Here is a 14,309-nt window from a genome sequence, read left to right on the forward strand (position 1 = left end):
TTAGTGACCATAGCCGAACGCCCAAAACCGATCGCCGAAAGCCAAAGTAACCATGAAAAAATACATAGCAATACTAAGCCTGGGTTTGATGTTTTTCGCCAGCTGCAAATCTGACGGACAAACGCAAGAGCCAATACCAGTACCGGAAGAAGAACAATTGGACGGCGATCCGGATCTTGGAGATTTGTTGGCTCCCGGTATTTTTTATGACAAATTCGAAGGGCCGATAGACGAAACCAAATGGGGAAAGATGAACCGCTTGTGGGGGCAACCGACAAATCCTGCGCATCAGCACGGTGGTGTAATTCCTGAAAACGTGTATACCAAAAGTGGCTATGCGATCATGCGCGCATTGGGCGACCAGTACATCGGAACGCTTCGCGGGCCACAAGGGCATGGTAAGCGGTTGGGGGGAGTACTTACCTCTAAAGAACGGTTTGCTTCGGGTCGGTACGAATTTAAGATGCGGGTTCTGCAGGCGCCGGATATGGGCGTACTGTCGGCAGCGTGGTCATTTTGGTATAAAGAAATTACAAACGCATCAGATCCGGCAGTTTGGGATAAGGCAATTGCGGCAGGAAATATTCCCGACAGTAATGGCAAAATTATCCTGAACCATGAAATTGATATTGAGGTAAAAGGCGCGAACCTGAGCAACCCGATTTACACCAACTGGATCGGAGAGAAAACCGGGGAATACGATAGTAAAAATGTAGTTTATCCGACAGGGTTAAACGATAAGAAATTTCATGTGTACCGTTGGGACTGGCATACAGGTGGTAATGGACAGGAAGCCCGGGTGGAATACTATATTGATGACATGCTGATGCGTACCAGTACCACGAAAGTTCCGTACTTTGCTTCCAATATTAACGTGGGCAACTGGTTTGCCTGGTGGGCCGGCAATGACAGTGGAACTTACAAAGCGCCCAATTTTGAATCGCTGGAAATGTATGTGGATTGGGTTAAATTTACCCCATTCAATGAGCCCAATGATGATTTTCTAGACGATAAATAGCCTGGGGCTTTCACAGTAAGAATGGCTTCCTTCAAAAACAAGCAGGATACCTGCATTGTAGAATTTGACTTAGCCTTTTATATAGAAATACATATGAACATTGATATAAACGAGTGGCTAAATATTGCCCGGGAAGCGGGAGAAGCGATTTTAAAGATTTACAAAGATCCTGAAAAGGCGGACGAAGTAACCTTTAAGGCAGACCAATCACCTTTAACACTTGCTGATCAGGCATCAAATGAGGTAATCACAAGCCGCTTAAAAATACTTACGCCAGACATACCGGTACTGTCTGAAGAAGGCAGGAACATCCCCTATTCCGAGCGGAAAAACTGGGAACATTACTGGTGCGTGGATCCTCTTGACGGAACAAAAGAATTCGTAAAAAGAAACGGCGAGTTCACTGTCAATATCGCTTTAATTCATGGCCATTCCCCTATTTTGGGCGTAATTTATGTGCCGGTCACCGACACCATGTATTACGCAAGTGAGCAAATGGGTGCTTTTAAAATCGACGCCGATGGGAGCAAGACAACTTTGCGGGTGAACAACAAACCTTCGGACTGGACAGCAGTGGGAAGCCGGACACACAGCGCTCCGGAAGAGGCAGAACTTTTGGCAAAATACCCTGTTGTAAAAAGCGTTTCAATCGGAAGTTCATTAAAATTCTGCTTGCTTGCTGAGGGATTGGCACAGATCTATTACCGCCAGGGACCTACTATGGAGTGGGATACAGCCGCGGGCCAGGCGATATTAACGCTGAGCGGCGGCAGTATTACCAGGCCAGATGGAACGCCATTTCTATACAATAAAGAATCACTTTTAAATGGCAGCTTTTTGTGCATTGTCAACGCGTAGCTTAAACTTTTAACCTGATATGAAACAAAATAATCCCCGTCAAAAAGGCATTGTCATTTGGCTAATGGGACTTTCTGGAGCAGGTAAAAGTACAATAGCAATAGGTTTGGAAGCGAAGCTAAACGAAAATGGATTTTTCACTTTCGCAATGGATGGCGATCTGATCCGCTCCGGAGTAAATAGCGACTTAACTTTCTCTGAGATAGACCGCATGGAAAACATTCGGCGGGTGGTTGAGATAAGCAAAATGCTGGTGCATAAAAACATCATCACAATTTGCTCTTTTATTACACCCATGCAAAAACAACGCGAACTTTGCAGGGAAATTCTCGGCGGCCAATACTTTGAAGTTTTTGTAGATTGTCCTGTTTCAATTTGTGAAAACCGGGATGTCAAAGGACTTTATAAAAAAGCCAGAAACAACCAAATTTCCAACTTTACTGGCATCAATGCTGGTTTTGAACTTCCTTTGAACTCCAATCTTGTTTTAAATTCCTATGACAATTCTTCTCAGCAGTGCGTTGATTCAGTCTTCTCGGCAATCATTCCTTATATTTTTCAGAAATAAATTGGGTGCAATCAGGCCATCATTCATTATACAAAGTCTTTGAAATCGAACCCTCAAAATAAAAAACGCTAAGTGTCATTTGAAAAAATTAAAAGCCTTATAATCAGCCAGAAGTAATTTGGCAGTACTGCAATAGCAGATCACCAAGTTCGTATTTCAATTGAAAGGTTACCAAAGAAGCAGTTATTTATTACCCTTCATTTTTTCTTCAAAACCCTTTTGCAAATCACTGGTCCGCTGATCATATCACTTTTATCGAAAAAGCTGTCGGATTATAGGCATTACCGGGTTTATGTTTATCAGTCAGACCAAACTGAGCTATGTAAGAAAAATTTTCATCCGTTACAATCGTTGGCATATTGGCAATCAGCACTCTGTATCTTCGTTTCTCATCTTTCACGTCAAACAAATAACTGCATGAACCTTTGGTGTGCCCCGGATGATTGAGCATCACCAGCTGCATGCCGCCCAACCTGATCGTATCACCATCATATATCCCGGTCTACTTTTACCAGCTCAAAATACCGCACCTTTCCTTTTGAGCTATAATCTGAAAGTGCGCCGTCCTCTGCTGCTGAGGCATCACCTTCGTTGATCATCAATTTGGCCCCAGTCATTTATGGTCATAGTGCGCTTGGGTGTTCAAAAGTTTTTTTGTATCAGAAAGCCTGAAACCCAAGGCTTCAATACTCGTTTTAATTCCGGTAGCAGAAGATGCAAGCCCGGTATTGATCATTATATTTCCATTTGGCGTTACAATAAGATAACACGCCAGGTCAGATGTGCCATCTTAATACGGATTCCCCGCAATCCGGAACGGAGCGTAAGGTTTGGTCCGTTCAGGATGTGTTTCAGAGGAAGGTTTTGAGCCTTTGTCAAATAACAAACAAAAAAGAAAAAGTATCTTTTCATTAACGGAAAAACGGGTTATTTAAAACAAATTAAAACCTGTCAATACAAAGCAAGGCCGTAACCAAAATCTCATATTATACGACTTTCATAAAAAACTCTGGCTAGCCTAGCTTCTATAAACAGAAACAAAGCTAGCCCGCAACAGGCGTCGATACAAATGAATCAAAACCCAAAAACTATTAATCTGGCACATACAAGCCACTCTCTAGTGCTTTGAAGAGCGTATTTCGCATTATCTGGTGGCCTCACTTGACTGCTTTGGGCAGTTGAAGAACCTGAATGGCCCCTCCCGCACTGTATCCGGAAAACTGAAAAAATATATGATCTCCTTCCTTCCTACGAATTGCGTAAACTTTCACCACATTGTTGGTATAATCGATGGAGCCCTCTTCGCCGAAATAGTTAGCCTCGTCTTTGATACGGTCGAGTTCTTTCTGTGGTACTTTTCCTTGAAACAGTAGCACACCACCCGCCGCTGTAATGAGGTCTTTATAACTCTTCTCAAAATACGGCAAAGACCACTCTTTACCGGTGGCACCCGTCAAAAAAGCCTTGTAAACCTTGCCTTCCAAAGGAACCATACCTTCCCGCGTTGGGAAAAACAGCTTATCGAAATCGCGCGTAAGTGGCTTGTTCAGAGGGACTATATCTACCGGAGGACTAAGAAAAGGAAACGAGCCTAACTCCTTTTCACTGAAAGAAACCTTGCTCAAATCAATAGAGTCCGCAGTCACATGATTGAATGTTTCCTGCTCCGAAAAGGCACTATCCTTTTGAGGTACAGACTTTTCTGCCAGCGTATCTGCTTTGCCGGACCTATTGCAGGCAAAAAACAAACCGGACAAAATCAGGGAGATCAAAACTGTTTTACTTTTCATTTTTAAGGGTTGTTTTTGTAGTGGGTAATGAATTAATTATGTTATCAGCTAAAAATGCAGACCAGCGATCACTCAAAGGGAAAGAACATTTTTATAAAAATCAGAGACGATTTTCGAAAGCCTGCTAAAAGCTTTAAGATACTTTTTATTGCCATTCCTGTTGTATACACATACCTAGCTCAGGAATCCATCTTCTATTTTTCAATTTGAGCTTCAAAATGTTTTTTCAGCAGTGAGATTTGCAAAAACAAAACCAACGTAGCAAGAACAACAGCGTAAGTAGCAATCTGGGAGAACTCAAAAGCAAAGAAAGGGACCCAACTGCCCATCAGGCATGAGTATAGATCAGAAAACCATCTGCTGGTTTGTGATGTAGCATTGTCAGGCAAACAAATTAACGCAGCAACAAAACATACAAAAAAGCCTGCAAAAACTGATTTTGGAATCAAAGGCTTGTAGGTTATCACTTTACTTTTTTGTGGTGCCAATGCGTGAAACATGACCTTTGAGGTGAAATCAGAGGACGGAGATTGCAACGCGGTTCCCTCCAAAATGCGATCTACAAAATTTTCCAGTTGATTATTTTCTTTCCCTTTCATAATAGGCAATGATTTCTGGTTCTAACTGCTTTCTTAAAATGGCCGCCAGCTTTTTTCTGCTTCTGAATAGTTTTATCTTCACATTGTTTGAGTTGGTCTTTAAGATCTTTGCCATCTCTTCGATCGACAGGTCGTCATAATAGTATAAAATCAGCAAAAATGCTTCCTCACCTTGCATTAAATGCAGACACTGCTGAATCTTTTGATTTCTTTCCGTTTGATCTATATCATCCAGAATATTTCCCATTGCCCTCAGCTGACCTTCACTAAGATCTTCAAAGGAAACGATGCGGTTTATGTTTTTATGTTTTTTTAAATGATCCAGGCAGCTGTTATAAGTAATCCTGTAAAGCCATGTCGAAAATCTGGATTCTGATTTAAATGTATCAAGTGACTTAAATGTCTTCACGAACGCATCCTGACAAACTTCTTCAGCTTGCTCGCGGTTTTTTATCATTTTATAGGCCAATGTAAATACCATATCCTTATAGCGGTTGACCAATACAGCAAATTCCACCGAATTGCCTGCGATTATCCTGTTGATATAATACTGATCGTCACCCCTGTTCATTTATAGATATCTTCTCTATCTGTATGGAACCATCAGACGACAATGCAGAGAATATGGTTACAGACTACCCAAAAAAAAAAATCTTTACAGATGTCTGTAACCTGCCGGGATATCTTCTCGTCCAAGCCGGCAAGCGTACCGAACGATTTAAACAAAGACGTAATGAATACAACTGTATTAATACCCATATGCCTTTTTCTATCGATTTTTGGCATTTTTTACCTTTATCTGTCCACCCGAAATAAGGAGCGTCTGGCGCTAATTGAGAAAGGTGTAGATGCTTCCATTTTCATGAGTGGCCGCCAGCCCGCAAACTCTTTTTTCAAAATTATTCTTTTAAATCTGGCGTTTCTGCTGATTGGCGTTGGCTTGGGCATATTTATAGGGCTGTTATTGTCAATCTATACTATAATGAACCAGGACGCATTGTATCCGGCCTGCATATTCACAATGGCTGGAATATCGCTACTTGCCGGATTCAAGGTTACAAAAAACCTGGATAAATAAATTACGCTCAAACCAGCAATTAATAAAAATGAAATTTATATTATCAAACACGAAATCAGGCCGCCGAATTGTTTCTTTTATCGTGAACCGTTACCTAAGACCAAACCGTGGATTATTGATTTTTATCCTGTTCATTTTCACGCACTTAAATGCTGCCAATGCGCAAAATCTGGAAGCAAAAATCGACAGTATGCTTTTCAATGTTTTTAAAGATAAGGAAGGTCCCGGCGGTGTGTTTTTGGTCGCCAGAGCCGGAAAGCCAATATTTCAGAAGGCGTACGGAAAATCCAATATCGAGCTGGGTAATGATGCGTCAGTGGAAAACGTCTTCCAACTCGGATCAATTACCAAACAATTTACAGCGGTTGCAATCCTGATGTTGGAAGAACAGGGTAAATTAAACGTAAATGATGCCGTTACGCGGTATATATCCGATTACCCTTCTGGCGATCGAATCACCCTTCACCAACTTCTGACACATACCTCGGGGATCAAAGACTTCACGAAAATGAAATCCCTTGGACAGATTTCTCAAAAGGATCTTTCACCCAAAGAAATGGTGGATTTCTTTAAGAACGAACCGGTGGATTTTCTGCCAGGAGAAAAATTTGAATACAATAATTCCGGCTATGTGGTTCTGGGTTATATTATTGAACTGGTTTCGGGCATGACGTATGAGCAGTTTGTCAACCAATATATTTTTGACAAGGCCGGTATGAAGCATTCCAGATACGCCAGTGACCGTGCCATTGTTACTGGGCGTGCTTACGGCTATCAAAAAAAAGAATCCGGATATATAAATAAGACCAGGATCAGTTTTACCGTTCCTTTTTCGTCCGGTTCCTTAATGTCGAGCGCCAGCGATATGCTTCTCTGGCAAAACGCGCTGACCAAAAATTTACTTTTAAATCCTGAAACATTGAGTAAGGCTTTCAGTCCATACAGATTAAATAACGGTCAGGCGTTTGGCTACGGATATGGCTGGCATATAAAAGACACAAACGGAGTGGTTTTAAGGACACACGGAGGCAGTATCTTTGGCTTTAAAACCATGGGGGTTTACATCCCGGGCGAGGATATTTATGTAATTGGACTGAGCAACTGTGACTGTAATTCACCAACCCAAGTCGCTCAGGATATCGCCTTGCTGACCTTTGAACAATTAAAAAAATAATATTTTAAGGCCCTTAAACTTTGCACAGACTACACTTACAAAAAGTTCGGATATATTGTGTTTTGTTTAAGGGCCCTCAAATATCCATTTACGCTAATTTAATATAGGAACAAATGATAAAAACGGCAATACGGATTTTTCTATCGTTATCGCTTTTTACAACTTAAAGTTGTAAAAAAGGCGATGACTCGATGCAGCAACAGAACCCTGAACTCAAAACCGAGGGTATTATTAAAGAAAAGTGGCATTGGGATGCGGACAAAAAACAAAATGAAAGCGCAGGGTATGCCCAGGTAGTTAAAGTTGGCAAGACGCTTTACATTTCGGGCATCCCAACATCTGATTTGAGCCCGGATGGTATTACCCGGCTTTATAAAGATCTTGAAAAGTGTTTGAATACCTTTGGGGCATCCTCTAAAAATGTCGTAAAAGAAACGCTCTATACCACAGACATAGAGTCGATGAAAAAGCACAATGACGCAAGAAAGACCTTTTACAAAGGAGACTTTCCTGCCGCAACCTGGGTTCAGATAAGCAGGTTGTACGAAGCAGATGCAAAATTGGAAGTGGACCTGATCGCAGAGCTTGAATGAATGCACTAAATACCATCAAAGTTTAAAAAATGCCGAATAAACCGGATTCTGTACCTGTAAATCCCATAGCGGCCGATTCCGGAACAAGCATTTTCGTTGGAAGGATCAGGAGTGAGTTTTTTTTTAGCTCTGCTAAATTTTATCCTCGTCACATCGAAAGACCAGTCTTTGCAATAAGTTACGCCCGTTTTTCTGTTTAATCAAAACCTGAATATCCACAATGCAGATCACTTGCTGTAATTAAAGCAGATCGTTCTGCCATGCTGGGTTTGCAGCTAATAAACCAAAAGTTAATCACTACAATCACTCCTTTCAGTGTGTCTTTTCTAAGCGGTTCACCCTGTAAGGTTTGCGTTGGAAAATCACGTATGCACAGCCAATCAGTCTTTTAAACTCATCCCAGGGAGCATATTTTAAAGAATCCCGCTCTTTGTCGGATTTAGCCGTTTCTACGGCCTTTTTCGAAGTTATAACGATTTTGTCTACGTAGTTATCAAAACAGATCGTTTGTGAAAATCCTTCCGAAGCAAGGATTAAGAATATATCAACCCACAAACTGAATGACTTCATCTGAATGATAGCATCCAATATTAAATTGCGTAAAATAATGGCTAACGCGACTTTAAAGCACCTTTATAGATTAATGTAAATTTTATTGCTAAAAACCTGTTTTCAGACGCAATGGCTTTTGCGTGACATTACGACTGAAAACAGGGAAAATTTTAACTGTCAATAGGCAATTGTTACGGGAATGGATTTGAAGGTACTTATATTGTAAGTGGTATTATGGTAAAGGATCACCAGGTTATACTGACCTGGTTCCCAAGCTTTATCTCCGGTAATATCATTTCCTAAAACATCCTTACCAGCTCCAATCGTAATGTCATCGCCACCGAAAACTCCATTCACTTTTTTAAGCGTAGACACGCTGGACGCAGGAGCAAGACCTGTATGCTGGGTTTTAGCGACAATGATCGCTTTGCTCATATCCAGCTGACTTACGGTTTCAGGAAAGTAACTGAGTTTGCGTTTAACCAAAGCAGTATACAACACACCATCGCCTTGTATTTGCTTAACCTGGGCACGTGCCGTGAACTTATCTGCTTTTTTGAAAACCAGCGGATTCTCCAAATAGGTATTCATATAGTAAATCATTGTGTCATTTCTCGAAAAAATGTCGCGGTCAACGTATGGGTCCACCGGCATGTTGACTGCATCAATGATTACCAGGTCTTCTTTTATTTCAAGCCTCGTTCCATTTTCATCATCGACGATAAACAAAAAATCATAGGCTCCCTCCGGGGCTTCCGCAGGGATGGTAAAGTGTTTGTGCACGTTCGTGTTACGAACGCCTTTAAATTCCTCCCAGACAATCTCCATTTTCCAGTCGGCAGAATAGGTCGCGGACGACTTTTGCAAAATTTTAATCATGACCGAAGAGATTTTATCTCCTGCAATCACATCAGCGTTCAAATGGAAATCCCGCCCTCTTATGGCTTGTTTGTTATTGGCATAGCCGATCTCGATGTTTTCGGCCGTTGGCCCGGCGGGTGCAGGCTTATCATCATCATTACAGGCAGTAAAAAAAACTGTGAAAAGTAAGAGTAGTAAAATTTGTTTTAAATGCAGTCTCATGTTATTGTTTATAAAAGTGAAAGAAAATACATTGCTATTGCGCTACTTGCTTGGGTACACAGAAAGTTTATCAGCCTTAAACTTGTAACTACTGAATCTTAATACTAATACCCCGGATTGTCTGCCAGCCCTCTTTGTCGGTCAGACGGATCATAAAATGGTAATCGCCCGGATCGATGTCGGCAGGCACATCGATTTGCTGGGAAGCTTCAAAGCGCTGCTGATTTACAGGAATGTCAAAACTTTTAATGAGAAGGAAAGGGTTTACCGGTTTCTTCACCGGGTCGGTATTACAGTCGCTTACCTCCGTACTGTGGGTATGATGATCAAAATTATGATGGATATCAAGACTGTACGAACCAAGCTGAGCATTATCAGAGAAGGTCGATTTGAACGTAAATCTCTCCCCTCTTTTTACCACGCTGCATTGCAATGGAAATGTGCCAACCGCATCGGCATTGATCACCGGATACTCGGTATCAATCCTCGGATCATCTTTATCACAGGCCCCGGCTACGAAAGCAAAGACTGCGAGCAGAATAAATTGTTTGATTTGCTTCATGATCGTAAATTATGGTGCGTAATAAGAATTAGTGATTATGATTGTTAAACGCTGGATTTGAGGCTGAAAGGAATTTTTACAGCCAGCACGACATTGCGCCCGGCCTCCGGCAAGCCAATGAGCCTGTAAAAACTGGTATGGTTCAGATACCGGGTATTGAGTACATTGTGAACCTGCAGGTTAATTGAAATAAACTGACTGCCCAGCTTCATTTTGCCGCCGGCCGAAAAACCCAGCAGCTGGTAAGCGGGGGTTGGCCGCTCCGGAGGTACGATCCGGTTTTGACGGGCTGAAAAACGGCAGTCGATGCTGAAATAGGTATCGCTTAACAGTTTGTCCCAGCGCGGCTGGTAACTCAGGCTTGCCAGCGCTGAGGCAGGTGGTGAAAAAGGGAGCGCGTACCCCTGCTTGTCACCCGAAAGCTGCCGGGTGTATAAATACTCTCCTGCCAAAACTGCACTCCAGTTTTTAAAAAAATGATAGTCAATCTGCACCTCTGACCCGTAACGCATCACCCGGCTTTGCGCGTAATTGAAAACCTGGTTGCCTGCACCGTAAAAATAATCATGGCCTGACGTCGGATTCAGATAGATATAATTTGGGAAATAATTAAAGAAGGGTGTCAGCTTTCCGGACAGGCGGCTCGTTTTGGTCCCAAACCCCAGGTCAAACTGATACGATTTCTCTGCCGATAGGGATGGATCGCCCTTTTCGTACCGGAAGTAGTGGTAATTGACACCATTGGCTGCCAGCTCTTTGGCGATCGGCATACGGAAGCCGGTTCCTGCATTGAATTTCAGAAAAAAAGAACCAGGCGTGTAGTTGATACCAGCCGACCAGCTCAGATTATTAAAAGTCCGTGTAACTGCATCCGCACGTGTAAGGTATTCGCGGTTTGCCCCTTCCGGCTGCGATTCAAACCAGTCTTTGTATGCTTTGATCGCTATTTTTCCATAATCAAATCTTAGTGCTCCCTGTAAAAGCAGCTTGTCATTTAACCTGAACTTATCATATGCAAATCCGCCTGCACTGATCTGCGAAAAGGAAGGAATCAGAAAACCCCAGCCACCAATTTTATTATCCTGATGCTCCCCGCTCGCTCCTAAAGTGATGGTGTGTTTATTCATAACAAACTCACTTTTCACGTTAGCAGACCAGACCGTTTTGTCATATTGACGCTCCAATGTCCGAGGGTTTAATTGCCAGGCTGGATAAACCGGCGGCATATAGCCGTGGTTGACATACAGGCTGTGTTCCTGCCGAAAATTACGCTGGTAACCAAGCTCTACGTTCAGATGGCCATTTCCAAGTTTTATTTCACTTTGATTGATCAGCTTTGTATGCGAAACCTTTTGAAAGGGAAGCTGGATATCCCTGAACGAAATATCATGCAGCTCCAGGTCCACCCGGCGCGGCTCCAGACCATGGGCATTAGCAAAAAATCCACTTTTACTATAGGTGTGACTCAGGTAAAATACCGATTGAAACGGCTCTGTGATCCAGCCCGTACGCAGGTGCAGATTACGTTCATGTCCGGCTGTATTGCGAAGCCGGTTCTGATGCAGTGGTACGGCATAATCGTATACAAAGATGGTTTCTGCCGGAACGCGGTAGTCGCCATACTGTTGCACAGTTACCCGTGCATCGGCAAAAATACGGTCCTTTCTTTTATACAAATTCAATGAACCGCCATACAATCCGTTGTTGCTCTTACCCGTCATATCCAAAGAGCCGCCTGCCGAACCTGCCTCAGGCAATGCTGTGGGTTTGATATCGACAGCACCACCAATCGCCTCAGATCCGTATAAAAATGAAGCTGGCCCTTTAATGATTTCTACCCGACCTGCTGCAAACTGGTCGATTTCCAGTGCATGGTCTGCTCCCCACTGCTGGCCTTCGTGCCGGATGCCGTTTTCTACCACCACGACCTGGTTAAATCCCAGTCCGCGAATCAGTGGCTTGGAGCCGCCCGAGCCAATACCAATTGTTTTCACGCCGGGCAATTTTTCCAGCGACTGCATCAGGCTTCCACCCAGATTACGTCTCAGATAGTCAGCACCAACAATGTCAATATTGAGCGAAACCTGTTGCTGACGAAGCTGTTCATAATGATCCTTCACAGTGAGCTCCTGTAATTGTCCTTCGTCAACCTGCATGACAATATCACCAAGCACCAAAGGTTCTAATTTAAATGAGAGCGATTTGGTTAGTGGTATAAATCCGACAAAAGAGATGATCAGATTATACGTCCCTTTTTCAATCAAATCAAAACTGAAAGCGCCATGGGCATCCGTTACCGTGGTTAACTGTCCGGGCATAAGCTTTACAGCTGCACCTGCCAATGGCTGCCCTGCAATGGTCACAGCCCTACCTGACAACGACTGTCCCTGAACTACGGCAGGCCCCGATAGAAGCAATGTTAGAAAAGTAATCCGTACAAATATTTTATACATCCAGCTGTTTTTCAACCTACCGTAGGCTGATCTACATGAAACAATGTTGCAAATAAAGCACCAACAATTTAAAAATGCAACTATGTTGCAAATTCTAACAACCAATGGTTAAACTTAGTACAGAACCAATAAGGCCCTTTTTTTAGGGAGAAATCAGAAAAGTCAGCAAGCTACCCTAAAAGAACTTATCAAATCCTTTGACAAACATTTTGCAGCCAGCATTTTTATTGTACAGCTCCTCGCCGCTGATCATGTCAGACTTTTGCCGAAGATACTCTCTGACCAGGGCCCATTGCGGGCCGTACATCCCACAGGTGCCGATCTGATCGAACAGGAAATGATCTAAGCCAAGCCGGATCATCACCTGATAATTCGGGACGGGCATATCCTTGTCAAAAGGGGGCCAAAAGAAAATAACTTCCGGCCATCCATCGATGCGCTTATGCGTTCGGCTGCCTACTCATATGGAGCAAGGACCGTCGGCATCGTGCTCACAGGATATCTTAATGACGGAACTTCGGGGCTGTGGTCTGTCAAACAATTTGGCGGGACGACAATCCTACAAAGTCCTTCTGACGCGGCTTAGCTGGATATGCCCAGAAATGCAATCGAATCTGTGGATGTGGATTATAATCTGCCGCTGGCGGAAATCGGCGGGCTAATTAACACGTTGGCAAGAAGTCCTGCAAATTACACAAGCTCACAACCCGATGAGTTCGTTAAAATCAGAATAAAGGCAGAGGCAGATATTGCTGCTCAAGAAAACGCCTTGGCAAAAGGCATCAATCACATGGGAGAAAAAACCAATTTAACCTGCCCCCAGTGTGGTGGTGCACGCACCGAAACATCTGCCCATTGACGAGTTTTTTGCTTCTCTGGCTGAAAGACAAAAAGATCGAGCGATCAGCATTGTGCTGTCCGGAATGGGAAGTGACGGTACACTGGGCCTGAAAGCGATCAAAGTGGCTGGGGGTATTACCTTCGCCCAGGATCAGACCGCAACGTATCAGGGTATGCCGCAGTCTGCAATCAAAGAAGGAGTGGTGGATATGGTACTTTCCCCAAAAAAAATGGTCAGGGAACTTTTGCGGATCAGTAATCATGCTTACATTTTCGAACTGACTGCTGAAACAAGTGAATTTGGCCGGCATGAGACAGAGCAGGAATACATGACAAAAATATTGGCTTTTCTTAAGTCTGCCAAAGGAGTCGATTTTACGCACTATAGAAAAACAACGATTACAAGAAGGATTATCCGTAGAATGCTGCTTTATAAGCTTGCTACACTTGCCGATTATGTTTCTTACCTGAAAAAGCACCCGGCCGAGGCAGACATTCTATTCAGTGACCTGCTGATCAATGTGACAAACTTCTTTCGGGATCTGCCAGCCATGGATCATCTAAAAAAAGAAGTTCTAGCTCGTATACTCTCTGGAAAAGATGCTGGTGAACCTGTCAGGATCTGGGTCGCTGGATGTTCTACCGGCCAGGAAGCTTATTCTCTGGCCATCATGATGCTGGAATTATTAGGCGACCAGGCGACTAGTAGGCCAGTTCAGATCTTAGCAACTGATTTAAGCGATACTGCCATAGAAAGAGCACACATGGGTTCCTTTAGCAAAAGCGAGGTTGCAGACATCGCTCCTGAGCGTTTAGAGCGCTTCTTTTCAAAAACAGATGAACAATACTACCGGGTCAACAAACTTGTTCGTGACCTGTGCGTTTTCGCCCGGCACAACCTTCTAAGTGACCCGCCCTTCTCGCATATCGATCTGATCAGCTGCCGCAATCTTTTAATTTACTTAGACGAGGAACTGCAAAAGAAAGTTTTTGCAACATTCCATTATGCCCTTAAAGCGGATGGTTATCTTTTCCTGGGCAAGTCAGAGTCCGTGGCAGTTTCGCCCACCTACTTTTCACAGACTGAAAAGGGGCAGAAAGTCTTTCGGCGGAAAAATAATGCCCATACAAAAATTTAGGT

General features: G+C 43.2%; 21 protein-coding genes. 9 read left to right on the forward strand and 12 right to left on the reverse strand.

The genetic code is table 11. The annotated features are described in order from the left end of the window. Window positions 1–52: 52 nt before the first annotated feature. From AC1XUO_RS09485 to cysC, 3 genes are all read left to right on the forward strand, one after another. A complete protein-coding gene (locus tag AC1XUO_RS09485; RefSeq protein ID WP_483329532.1) occupies window positions 53–1,018 on the forward strand; it encodes a glycoside hydrolase family 16 protein in 966 nt (321 codons plus the stop codon). A gap of 93 nt (window positions 1,019–1,111) precedes the next feature. Beyond that, window positions 1,112–1,876, forward strand: coding sequence for a 3'(2'),5'-bisphosphate nucleotidase CysQ (gene cysQ / locus AC1XUO_RS09490; protein ID WP_483329533.1), 765 nt, complete (start codon window positions 1,112–1,114; stop codon window positions 1,874–1,876). Window positions 1,877–1,895: 19 nt separating this feature from the next. Then, window positions 1,896–2,444: an adenylyl-sulfate kinase gene (gene cysC, locus AC1XUO_RS09495; RefSeq protein WP_483329534.1), complete on the forward strand. Its 549-nt coding sequence runs from the start codon at window positions 1,896–1,898 to the stop codon at window positions 2,442–2,444. 241 nt (window positions 2,445–2,685) lie between these two features. Here the strand turns inward: cysC and AC1XUO_RS09500 are convergent, their stop codons facing one another. The 7 genes from AC1XUO_RS09500 to AC1XUO_RS09530 form a co-directional block, all read right to left on the reverse strand. After that, window positions 2,686–2,895: a hypothetical protein gene (locus AC1XUO_RS09500; RefSeq protein WP_483329535.1), complete on the reverse strand. Its 210-nt coding sequence runs from the start codon at window positions 2,893–2,895 to the stop codon at window positions 2,686–2,688. Window positions 2,896–2,932: 37 nt separating this feature from the next. Then, on the reverse strand, window positions 2,933–3,061 hold the full coding sequence (locus tag AC1XUO_RS09505; protein ID WP_483329536.1) for a hypothetical protein: 129 nt from the start codon (window positions 3,059–3,061) through the stop codon (window positions 2,933–2,935). Continuing rightward, window positions 3,058–3,180, reverse strand: a complete 123-nt coding sequence (locus AC1XUO_RS09510) for a hypothetical protein (protein ID WP_483329537.1) — start codon at window positions 3,178–3,180, stop codon at window positions 3,058–3,060. Before AC1XUO_RS09510 ends, AC1XUO_RS09505 begins: the two co-directional genes overlap by 4 nt. Window positions 3,181–3,197: 17 nt before the next feature. Beyond that, complete coding sequence (locus AC1XUO_RS09515; protein WP_483329538.1) at window positions 3,198–3,356, reverse strand: hypothetical protein; 159 nt, start codon at window positions 3,354–3,356, stop codon at window positions 3,198–3,200. 245 nt (window positions 3,357–3,601) lie between these two features. Beyond that, complete coding sequence (locus AC1XUO_RS09520; protein WP_483329539.1) at window positions 3,602–4,234, reverse strand: hypothetical protein; 633 nt, start codon at window positions 4,232–4,234, stop codon at window positions 3,602–3,604. A 194-nt stretch (window positions 4,235–4,428) separates the two neighbouring features. Next, the gene (locus AC1XUO_RS09525; protein WP_483329540.1) at window positions 4,429–4,833 is read right to left on the reverse strand and encodes a hypothetical protein; all 405 of its coding nucleotides are present in this window, start codon (window positions 4,831–4,833) and stop codon (window positions 4,429–4,431) included. After that, window positions 4,814–5,404 carry an RNA polymerase sigma factor gene (locus tag AC1XUO_RS09530; protein WP_483329541.1) on the reverse strand — a complete coding sequence of 197 codons (591 nt, stop codon included), beginning with the start codon at window positions 5,402–5,404 and terminating at the stop codon, window positions 4,814–4,816. Before AC1XUO_RS09530 ends, AC1XUO_RS09525 begins: the two co-directional genes overlap by 20 nt. Window positions 5,405–5,566: 162 nt before the next feature. Here AC1XUO_RS09530 and AC1XUO_RS09535 point away from each other — a divergent pair, with 162 nt between their 5' ends. The 3 genes from AC1XUO_RS09535 (at window position 5,567) to AC1XUO_RS09545 (ending at window position 7,678) form a co-directional block, all read left to right on the forward strand. Next, window positions 5,567–5,911, forward strand: coding sequence for a DUF6249 domain-containing protein (locus AC1XUO_RS09535; protein ID WP_483329542.1), 345 nt, complete (start codon window positions 5,567–5,569; stop codon window positions 5,909–5,911). Between the two features lie 28 nt (window positions 5,912–5,939). Beyond that, complete coding sequence (locus AC1XUO_RS09540; protein ID WP_483329543.1) at window positions 5,940–7,085, forward strand: serine hydrolase domain-containing protein; 1,146 nt, start codon at window positions 5,940–5,942, stop codon at window positions 7,083–7,085. A gap of 191 nt (window positions 7,086–7,276) precedes the next feature. Beyond that, window positions 7,277–7,678 (forward strand): RidA family protein, encoded by a 402-nt coding sequence (locus AC1XUO_RS09545; protein ID WP_483329544.1) that lies wholly within the window; start codon window positions 7,277–7,279, stop codon window positions 7,676–7,678. A gap of 312 nt (window positions 7,679–7,990) precedes the next feature. On the opposite strand, the gene AC1XUO_RS09550 is transcribed toward AC1XUO_RS09545, so the two are convergent. From AC1XUO_RS09550 to AC1XUO_RS09570, 5 genes are all read right to left on the reverse strand, one after another. Continuing rightward, entirely contained in the window at window positions 7,991–8,248 is a 258-nt protein-coding gene (locus tag AC1XUO_RS09550; protein ID WP_483329545.1) for a hypothetical protein, read from the reverse strand. A 159-nt stretch (window positions 8,249–8,407) separates the two neighbouring features. Beyond that, on the reverse strand, window positions 8,408–9,313 hold the full coding sequence (locus AC1XUO_RS09555; protein WP_483329546.1) for a DUF4625 domain-containing protein: 906 nt from the start codon (window positions 9,311–9,313) through the stop codon (window positions 8,408–8,410). Window positions 9,314–9,401: 88 nt separating this feature from the next. Next, a complete protein-coding gene (locus AC1XUO_RS09560) occupies window positions 9,402–9,875 on the reverse strand; it encodes a DUF4625 domain-containing protein (RefSeq protein WP_483329547.1) in 474 nt (157 codons plus the stop codon). Window positions 9,876–9,919: 44 nt separating this feature from the next. Beyond that, a complete protein-coding gene (locus tag AC1XUO_RS09565; protein WP_483329548.1) occupies window positions 9,920–12,328 on the reverse strand; it encodes a TonB-dependent receptor in 2,409 nt (802 codons plus the stop codon). Between the two features lie 175 nt (window positions 12,329–12,503). Further along, on the reverse strand, window positions 12,504–12,713 hold the full coding sequence (locus tag AC1XUO_RS09570; protein WP_483329549.1) for a hypothetical protein: 210 nt from the start codon (window positions 12,711–12,713) through the stop codon (window positions 12,504–12,506). On the opposite strand from AC1XUO_RS09570, the gene AC1XUO_RS09575 reads away from it, so the two are divergent. The 3 genes from AC1XUO_RS09575 to AC1XUO_RS09585 are packed head-to-tail and all read left to right on the forward strand — an operon-like array spanning window position 12,714 to window position 14,307. Continuing rightward, the gene (locus tag AC1XUO_RS09575; protein WP_483329575.1) at window positions 12,714–12,914 is read left to right on the forward strand and encodes a chemotaxis protein CheB; all 201 of its coding nucleotides are present in this window, start codon (window positions 12,714–12,716) and stop codon (window positions 12,912–12,914) included. Window positions 12,915–12,920: 6 nt separating this feature from the next. Further along, window positions 12,921–13,187, forward strand: coding sequence for a hypothetical protein (locus AC1XUO_RS09580; RefSeq protein WP_483329550.1), 267 nt, complete (start codon window positions 12,921–12,923; stop codon window positions 13,185–13,187). Further along, window positions 13,153–14,307 carry a CheR family methyltransferase gene (locus tag AC1XUO_RS09585; protein WP_483329551.1) on the forward strand — a complete coding sequence of 385 codons (1,155 nt, stop codon included), beginning with the start codon at window positions 13,153–13,155 and terminating at the stop codon, window positions 14,305–14,307. The genes AC1XUO_RS09580 and AC1XUO_RS09585 overlap by 35 nt, the downstream gene beginning before the upstream one ends. Window positions 14,308–14,309 lie beyond the last annotated feature (2 nt).

The sequence above is a fragment of the Dyadobacter sp. HNCC25DJ186 genome (genome assembly GCF_056895235.1).

Excerpts from the sequence above, each read along its gene's own strand:
- AC1XUO_RS09545 (WP_483329544.1), top strand. The coding sequence starts at position 7,277 with ATGCAGCAACAGAACCCTGAACTCAAAACCGAGGGTATTATTAAAGAA.
- AC1XUO_RS09485 (WP_483329532.1), top strand. The coding sequence starts at position 53 with ATGAAAAAATACATAGCAATACTAAGCCTGGGTTTGATGTTTTTCGCC.
- AC1XUO_RS09540 (WP_483329543.1), top strand. The coding sequence starts at position 5,940 with ATGAAATTTATATTATCAAACACGAAATCAGGCCGCCGAATTGTTTCT.
- AC1XUO_RS09555 (WP_483329546.1), bottom strand. The coding sequence starts at position 9,313 with ATGAGACTGCATTTAAAACAAATTTTACTACTCTTACTTTTCACAGTT.
- AC1XUO_RS09500 (WP_483329535.1), bottom strand. The coding sequence starts at position 2,895 with ATGCTCAATCATCCGGGGCACACCAAAGGTTCATGCAGTTATTTGTTT.
- AC1XUO_RS09515 (WP_483329538.1), bottom strand. The coding sequence starts at position 3,356 with ATGAAAAGATACTTTTTCTTTTTTGTTTGTTATTTGACAAAGGCTCAA.
- AC1XUO_RS09560 (WP_483329547.1), bottom strand. The coding sequence starts at position 9,875 with ATGAAGCAAATCAAACAATTTATTCTGCTCGCAGTCTTTGCTTTCGTA.
- AC1XUO_RS09550 (WP_483329545.1), bottom strand. The coding sequence starts at position 8,248 with ATGAAGTCATTCAGTTTGTGGGTTGATATATTCTTAATCCTTGCTTCG.
- cysQ (WP_483329533.1), top strand. The coding sequence starts at position 1,112 with ATGAACATTGATATAAACGAGTGGCTAAATATTGCCCGGGAAGCGGGA.
- AC1XUO_RS09535 (WP_483329542.1), top strand. The coding sequence starts at position 5,567 with ATGAATACAACTGTATTAATACCCATATGCCTTTTTCTATCGATTTTT.
- AC1XUO_RS09565 (WP_483329548.1), bottom strand. The coding sequence starts at position 12,328 with ATGTATAAAATATTTGTACGGATTACTTTTCTAACATTGCTTCTATCG.
- AC1XUO_RS09570 (WP_483329549.1), bottom strand. The coding sequence starts at position 12,713 with ATGCCCGTCCCGAATTATCAGGTGATGATCCGGCTTGGCTTAGATCAT.
- AC1XUO_RS09525 (WP_483329540.1), bottom strand. The coding sequence starts at position 4,833 with ATGAAAGGGAAAGAAAATAATCAACTGGAAAATTTTGTAGATCGCATT.
- cysC (WP_483329534.1), top strand. The coding sequence starts at position 1,896 with ATGAAACAAAATAATCCCCGTCAAAAAGGCATTGTCATTTGGCTAATG.
- AC1XUO_RS09530 (WP_483329541.1), bottom strand. The coding sequence starts at position 5,404 with ATGAACAGGGGTGACGATCAGTATTATATCAACAGGATAATCGCAGGC.
- AC1XUO_RS09505 (WP_483329536.1), bottom strand. The coding sequence starts at position 3,061 with ATGACTGGGGCCAAATTGATGATCAACGAAGGTGATGCCTCAGCAGCA.
- AC1XUO_RS09510 (WP_483329537.1), bottom strand. The coding sequence starts at position 3,180 with ATGATCAATACCGGGCTTGCATCTTCTGCTACCGGAATTAAAACGAGT.
- AC1XUO_RS09520 (WP_483329539.1), bottom strand. The coding sequence starts at position 4,234 with ATGAAAAGTAAAACAGTTTTGATCTCCCTGATTTTGTCCGGTTTGTTT.
- AC1XUO_RS09580 (WP_483329550.1), top strand. The coding sequence starts at position 12,921 with ATGCCCAGAAATGCAATCGAATCTGTGGATGTGGATTATAATCTGCCG.